Here is a 6597-nt window from a genome sequence, read left to right on the forward strand (position 1 = left end):
TCTGTCGACACGTTTTTACAAACTCTTGAAATAAGAAAGCGTATAATACATTTATTACGACAAGTGTGCTAATAAGGAGCGTGCCCCAAAGCGAGCTATGGACAAAACGATATTGCTTAATCAATTGCAATCGCTGCGGATGAAGCTTCATGAAATTGCAGAGGCACGCGGCAGCTTAACCGACCCGGAAGTTCTTGCTATTAGTGAAGAGGCCGATCAATTAATCGTAGTACTGCAGCAACTGCAGCGCGATCAAATCGCTTATACACTGCCGCGCCGTAATGAGAAAAATTGCAATTCCCAATAAGGTTACCAACTCAAATCTTATATCTTATTTCTGCTTGCGCAGATTTCTGAAGAACTGGGTCAGCAGCGTTGCACATTCCATTTGGAGGACGCCGCTGGTCAGTTCCGTTTCGTGATTGAACCGGGGCTCCTGCAACAGGTTCATTAACGTGCCTGCGCACCCTGCTTTCGGATCATCGGTGCCGTATACGACGCGCTTGATGCGGGATTGCACGATAGCGCCTGCGCACATTGGACAAGGCTCCAGCGTGACATACAGAGTGCAATCGAGCAGCCGCCAAGCGCCTATTTTTTCGCAAGCTTCTCTAATCGCTACCATCTCGGCATGTGCGGTAGGGTCATGCTTGGTCTCCCTTAAGTTGTACCCTCTGCCTATAATCTCGCCGTCTTTAACGACGATAGCGCCAATCGGCACCTCGCCAATCTGCTCGGCCTTTCGTGCTTCTTCAATGGCATATTGCATCCATGCTTGATCTTCTTGCTCTCTTATCATGATTGAACCTGTACCTCCGTATCGTTATAAAATGTTCGTATTTATTCCTCGAACAAATATTCTGTTGTTAACATGTGGTGGATAAAACTGTGGATAACTATAGTGTTGTCCACAAAAATACGCACAACTTATTCGACAGCTATGTGGATGAATTGTAGATAATGTGAATAACTTGTGGACAATGAGGCCGGAATCCATTCTATGCAAAGGAAGTGTCGCATTCTTGTCGTTCAAAATCAAGTTTTCATTATTGATTACGCTAATCATTTTGACCGCATTCCTTTTCATAGTTATTGTGGAGGAAATTACGACGATACGCAATATGGAGCAATCGGCAAAAGAGCAGATGCAAGCCATTTCGAAGCACCTTGCACAAATGATAATGGAGGATCAGGAGCAATCGATTTCAAGTACGGATGGAGGGAATTTGTATAGTCATTCAGCTGAGCGCCTGAACAGCATGGTCGACATGCTGCAAGTTTTGGACGATCAATTGCTGGAAGTCACTCTGTTTGCCAAGAAACCTGCTGAAGCTGCTGCTGCCGCTCATTCGATTGCCGACTGGGGCGTTGCTTATGGCGCTTATTCTTATGTGGAAGAAAGCGGGGACGCACTATATTTGGCGAAAGCTTCAAACGATTCATTCCATTTCCGTGAGATAGATATTTCCGGCACCGAGTATATGAAAAGCTATTATAGCGTGGAAGGTTTTCCGTACATAATTGGCCTGGTCTATGATTGCGATACCTTTCATCAAATGGTCAGCCTTAATCGGATATCGGCTCTTCAATACGGTATTTTTATATTGATATTTGTGCTGTTCAGCAGCAATTTGCTGGCAGGCTGGCTGCTTCGGCCGTTGCGCAAAATTTTGTGGAAAGTGAATGAGGTTTCCCAAGGCAGGTTCGATTCCGTCATTAAGGTGGTCGGGAAGGATGAGTTTAGTCTGCTCTCCTTGAAGATCAACGCCATGTCGCAAAATCTTACGATCTACATGGACAAGCTGCGCAAGGCTTTTGAGGATAACCGCCGAATGAAAGATTATTTGCAATCTTTTATTAATCATACAAGTGATGCCATCCACGTAGTCGATTTGGATGATCGGATTATTCAGGTAAATCAGGCGTTTGAACAGCTCTTTGGCTATGAAAGTGAAGAAGCGATTGGGTATAGTCTGACACTGGCGCCCGAATCGCATCGTTCTGAGATGCGGCTCATTCAGAATTCGCTGCTCTCGGGCAAGGTGCTGCCAGCGCAGGAGACGGTTCGAATGACCAAGAGCGGTGAGATTATTCCGGTCAGCGTCACAGTGTCGCCTATAAGGGATGAGAAGGGCAACGTACAGGCCTTTGCAAGCATCACCCGAGATATGAGGAGCCGTAATCGGATGGAGGATCTGCTGCGCCGTTCAGAGAAGCTGACGACGGTCGGCCAGCTTGCTGCTGGAGTGGCTCATGAAATTCGCAACCCGCTGACGACGCTGAGAGGTTTTCTGCAGCTTCAGCAGCAGAGCAAGAGGTTGAATCCGGAGCATACTAGCTTAATGTTGTCGGAGCTCGATCGAATCAATTTAATTGTCGGGGAGTTTCTTATTCTGGCAAAGCCGCAAGCGACACGTTTTACAACCAAAGACGTGCGTACCGTGCTCAAGGAAGTGATGTCGCTGCTGGACAGCGAAGCGCATATGTACAATGTCGTATTCAGCCATTCTTTGACGGATGCCTCCTGCCTCGTCTCTTGCGAGGAGAATCAGCTTAAGCAGGTATTCATTAATCTGTTGAAAAACGGCATTGAAGCGATGCCAAGCGGCGGGCGTATTCATGCCCATGTAGCGCGTAAACAGGATCAGATTACGATTTCGATAACGGACGAGGGGATCGGTATTCCTGAGGATATGATTGCGAAGATCGGCAGTCCGTTTTTCACTGGAAAGGAAAGCGGAACGGGCCTTGGGATGATGATTAGCCAGCGTATTATTCACAGTCACCAAGGACTGATGGAAATTCAAAGTCAGGTTAACGTAGGAACGACGGTTACAATTATGCTTCCGGCTTTGAATACGCAATCGAATGAAGGTATACTGAAGGAATCGGAGCAATAGAATTTGGATAGTGTGCGGACAGAATTATTCGGGATGGCGGTGGGCTTACGATGGTTGATCGGGAACGGCGGGGCTCTGAATCCGGAACTTATAGCTGCTTGGTGGCAGGAGCCACAGGATTGGTCGGTTCGGCAATCGTGAAGCAATTGCTGGCTGATTCATCTTGTCATGCCGTTACGGTGCTGGCCCGCAGACCGTTGGATTTGCCCGGAGCGGCCGGGGACCGTTCGAAGCTGCGTGTCATTGTGGCGGACTTTGAACAGCTCGGGGAAGCGCTTGGAGATGTGTCAGCCGATGTTGTGTACTGTGCTTTAGGCACGACAATTAAAGCGGCTGGTTCTCAGGAGGCATTCCGCCGGGTGGATTACGATTATCCGGCGTCGCTTGCCGATTGGGCGGAGCAGACAGGCGTGAAGCATTTTCTCGTGATTACGGCGATAGGCTCATCCGCCAGTTCACCTTTCTTTTATAGCAGGGTAAAGGGGCTGCTGCAGGATAGGCTGGCAACGGTGCCGATTGAGACGATACATTTCTTCCAGCCTTCCTTGCTGCTTGGCCGCCGGCAGACCGTCAGGTTTGGGGAGACGGCAGCAGCCGCGCTGTCCAAATCATTGGGCTGGCTCATGGTCGGTCCGCTGCGGCCCTACCGTGCTATAGAGGGTGAAGCTGTTGCCCAGGCCATGCGAACTGTAGCAAAGCAGGCTGTGGAGGGTCAACTTAGCTTGGAAGCGGGTCATGCGAAACCAGCCATATTTATCTATCCTTCAATAAAAATCGCGCAGTTGGCGGCACATACACATGAGGTGAACAGAAGTGCGTATTAACAAGTTTATTAGCGAGACGGGCTATTGCTCGCGACGCGAGGCAGATAAGCTGGTGGACAGCGGCCGTGTAACCATTAATGGAGCGAAGGCGCAGCTTGGAAGCCAAGCGGAGCCCAGCGATGATGTACGGGTGGATGGCAAGCGAATCGGCGAGCAGAAGCGCCATGTCTACATTGCATTAAACAAGCCTGTAGGGATTACGAGTACAACGGAGCTTCATATTCCGGGCAACATTGTCGACTTTATCGGTCATGAGGAACGAATCTTTCCGATTGGACGTCTGGACAAGGACTCTGAAGGGCTGATTCTGTTAACGAATGACGGCGACGTCGTGAATCCGATTTTACGTTCGGAGGGCCGGCATGAGAAGGAATATATCGTGACGGTAGACCGTCCGGTTACCGCCGAGTTCATTAAGGGAATGTCGGAGGGTGTGAGGATACTAGGCAGCATGACGCTGCCTTGCGTTGTTACCCGGATATCGGACCGGGTATTCAAGATTATTCTAACGGAAGGCCGCAATCGGCAAATTCGCCGGATGTGCCAGGCCTACGGCTATCATGTGCGGAAGCTGAAACGGCTGCGCGTCATGAATATTGAGCTGGGCGGACTTCAAACAGGCCGTTGGCGCGATCTGACTGAGCCTGAGCTGAAGGAGCTGTTCCAGACGCTGGAATACGAGCCGGCCACGCTGGGATAAAGTATGATAAAAAAGGACCTTCGCAATCATCTGCGAAGGTCCTTCCTTGTATAGGGCTATGCGTACTATTGCTTCGGAGTAGCCGGAATTTGCTCGGCCGAATCCGGATCGATGTACTTCCGAATGATAGAGACTTCTACGCGGCGGTTTTTCGCCCTTCCTTCAACCGAAGTGTTGGCAGTGACTGGGCGATACTCGCCATAACCGATTGCGCTGAATCGTTCTGGCTTCAAGCCTGTATTCTGCAGCAGCACGTCCATGAACCGTATGGCGCGGGAAGAGCTGAGGTCCCAGTTCGATTTGAATTCCCGTGTGGATATCGGTTCGTTGTCGGTATGGCCGGATACGATAATCTCATATTCCGGATATTGCTGCAGCATTTTAGAAATGGCCGATGCCAGATCCTTGGAATCATCCCTCAGAACGGCGCTGCCGGAAGCGAACAATGCATTGTCGCTAATTGTAATCATCAGCTGGGATTGATTGAGCTTCGTTTCCAGATCCGTCATCAAGCCGTTCTTTTTAATATAAGTGTCGAGGCTTTTCTTCAGCTTCTCCAGATCCTCTTGCTCTTTCTTCATGAGCTCCTGGCGGCGCGCTTCCTCTTCCTTCTTCTTCTTGTCTTCCGGGTTCTCCACAATAATCTCTTCTTGCTTAGGACCACGCTCTGTAATAGAAGGATTGTCAAGAACTCCTACTCCGCTATTGAGCGCGATGTTGAATGCTTGGCTGAGCTCTTCGAACTTTCTGACGTCCACCGAGCTCATGGAATACAGTACGATAAATGTGGCAAGCAGAAGAGTGAGCAAGTCGGCGTAAGGAATCAGCCAGGATTCGTCAATATGTTCTTCGTGGTCATGCTTATGCTTTCTGCTCAACGGCGCCTTCCTCCTTCTCCCGCAACTTAATGCGCTCGGTCGGAGTCAGGAATACCGACAGCTTCTGGCTGATTGCGATAGTAGAAACACCGGATTGAATCGATAGCAGGCCTTCTACCATCATAAGGCGAATCTCAATTTCCCGTTTCGAGAGGCGTTTCAGCTTGTTGGCAATGGGGTGCCAGAGCACGTAACCTGTGAAAATACCGAGCAGCGTCGCAATGAAGGCAGCCGCGATGGCGTGAGCAAGGTGATCCATGTTGCTCATATCCGACAATGCGGCAACCAGACCGACAACGGCGCCCAATACACCAAGGGTAGGTGCGTAAGTGCCTGCTTGTGTAAAGATAAGAGCTCCTGCTTTATGGCGATCTTCAGTCGCCGAGATATCCTCGAGCAGAACGTCGCGTACGAAATCCTGATCGTTACCGTCAATAATCATACGCATACCGTTGCGTAGAAATGCATCGTCAATGTCATCTACTTTAGCTTCAAGTGCCAGCAAGCCTTCGCGGCGTGTGATGGAAGCCCATTCCATGAAGTTAGCAATCAATTGATCACGCGGCATGAGTTTTTGCTCTACAAATACTTTTTTGAACAGTTTTCCAGTCTTCGACAGCTCTGACAACGGGAAAGCGATCATCACGGCAGCAACGGTTCCGACTATAATAATCATAAAGGCTGCGGGATTATACAAGTTACCAAGACCGGCACCTTTCAATACCATCCCTACCAAAACTGCAATAACTCCTAAAATTACACCAAATACTGAAGATTTTTCCATGATACACCCCGTCCAATACGTATTCGACATTATCTACTATTATTATCGACAGGAGGGGTTACTGAGATTAGACTTAAAGTTATGATTTACGAGGTTCGCGTTAAAATTCATAAAATGCGGTAAAATGATCGTATAGGGTAAGCAAATAAATTCGATGATAAAGGTGGTTATCGGCATGGGTGTAAGGCATGCAAGAGAATATGCAGATATATTGAAGGAATTGACGGAAGCGGTCAGCGCGATTGAGGACAGCTATACCTTTTTCGAGATGGAAGCAGGGGAGTGGGCGGCACTTGGCGAAGAGGATCGGCGCGAAGTGATGGAGGCGCTGGCGGACGATGTGTTTTTCGGATTGGGTGAGCAGCCGGTTATCGCTGTCGGATCAGGAGAAATTACGTATCATCCGAAGCATCATGTGATAGAAGTATCGCAAGGTGACAATGTGACGCGAATGGTGCGGCTCGTTTAAGTTATTCAATAATTCGACCTAGAAACAGGCATAATCAAGGAG

Annotated in this window: 8 protein-coding genes; 5 read left to right on the forward strand and 3 right to left on the reverse strand. The window is 49.0% G+C overall.

Translation table 11 applies throughout. The annotated features are described in order from the left end of the window. Window positions 1–97: 97 nt before the first annotated feature. Window positions 98–307: an aspartyl-phosphate phosphatase Spo0E family protein gene (locus TY10_RS27210; protein WP_042170997.1), complete on the forward strand. Its 210-nt coding sequence runs from the start codon at window positions 98–100 to the stop codon at window positions 305–307. A gap of 24 nt (window positions 308–331) precedes the next feature. Here TY10_RS27210 and tadA read toward each other — a convergent pair whose 3' ends face one another. Then, entirely contained in the window at window positions 332–799 is a 468-nt protein-coding gene (gene tadA, locus TY10_RS27215; RefSeq protein WP_042171000.1) for a tRNA adenosine(34) deaminase TadA, read from the reverse strand. Between the two features lie 223 nt (window positions 800–1022). On the opposite strand from tadA, the gene TY10_RS27220 reads away from it, so the two are divergent. From TY10_RS27220 to rluF, 3 genes are read left to right on the forward strand one after another with little or no spacing between them, the layout of a single operon-like run. Then, entirely contained in the window at window positions 1023–2900 is a 1878-nt protein-coding gene (locus TY10_RS27220) for an ATP-binding protein (RefSeq protein ID WP_042171003.1), read from the forward strand. 50 nt (window positions 2901–2950) lie between these two features. Continuing rightward, on the forward strand, window positions 2951–3724 hold the full coding sequence (locus TY10_RS27225) for an NAD(P)H-binding protein (RefSeq protein ID WP_042171005.1): 774 nt from the start codon (window positions 2951–2953) through the stop codon (window positions 3722–3724). Continuing rightward, the gene (rluF, locus tag TY10_RS27230) at window positions 3714–4424 is read left to right on the forward strand and encodes a 23S rRNA pseudouridine(2604) synthase RluF (protein WP_042171007.1); all 711 of its coding nucleotides are present in this window, start codon (window positions 3714–3716) and stop codon (window positions 4422–4424) included. The genes TY10_RS27225 and rluF overlap by 11 nt, the downstream gene beginning before the upstream one ends. A 65-nt stretch (window positions 4425–4489) precedes the next feature. Here the strand turns inward: rluF and motB are convergent, their stop codons facing one another. Further along, a complete protein-coding gene (gene motB, locus TY10_RS27235; RefSeq protein ID WP_042171010.1) occupies window positions 4490–5302 on the reverse strand; it encodes a flagellar motor protein MotB in 813 nt (270 codons plus the stop codon). Next, complete coding sequence (gene motA / locus TY10_RS27240) at window positions 5286–6086, reverse strand: flagellar motor stator protein MotA (protein WP_042171013.1); 801 nt, start codon at window positions 6084–6086, stop codon at window positions 5286–5288. Before motA ends, motB begins: the two co-directional genes overlap by 17 nt. A gap of 175 nt (window positions 6087–6261) precedes the next feature. Here motA and TY10_RS27245 point away from each other — a divergent pair, with 175 nt between their 5' ends. Beyond that, entirely contained in the window at window positions 6262–6555 is a 294-nt protein-coding gene (locus TY10_RS27245; protein ID WP_042171015.1) for a hypothetical protein, read from the forward strand. Window positions 6556–6597 lie beyond the last annotated feature (42 nt).

The organism is Paenibacillus gorillae, assembly GCF_000513275.1.
Classification (GTDB): Bacteria; Bacillota; Bacilli; order Paenibacillales; family Paenibacillaceae; genus Pristimantibacillus; species Pristimantibacillus gorillae.

Bases quoted from the DNA above. Each gene is read 5' to 3' on its own strand.
- TY10_RS27210 (WP_042170997.1), top strand. From the start codon at position 98: ATGGACAAAACGATATTGCTTAATCAATTGCAATCGCTGCGGATGAAG.
- tadA (WP_042171000.1), bottom strand. From the start codon at position 799: ATGATAAGAGAGCAAGAAGATCAAGCATGGATGCAATATGCCATTGAA.
- TY10_RS27225 (WP_042171005.1), top strand. From the start codon at position 2,951: ATGGTTGATCGGGAACGGCGGGGCTCTGAATCCGGAACTTATAGCTGC.
- motA (WP_042171013.1), bottom strand. From the start codon at position 6,086: ATGGAAAAATCTTCAGTATTTGGTGTAATTTTAGGAGTTATTGCAGTT.
- TY10_RS27245 (WP_042171015.1), top strand. From the start codon at position 6,262: ATGGGTGTAAGGCATGCAAGAGAATATGCAGATATATTGAAGGAATTG.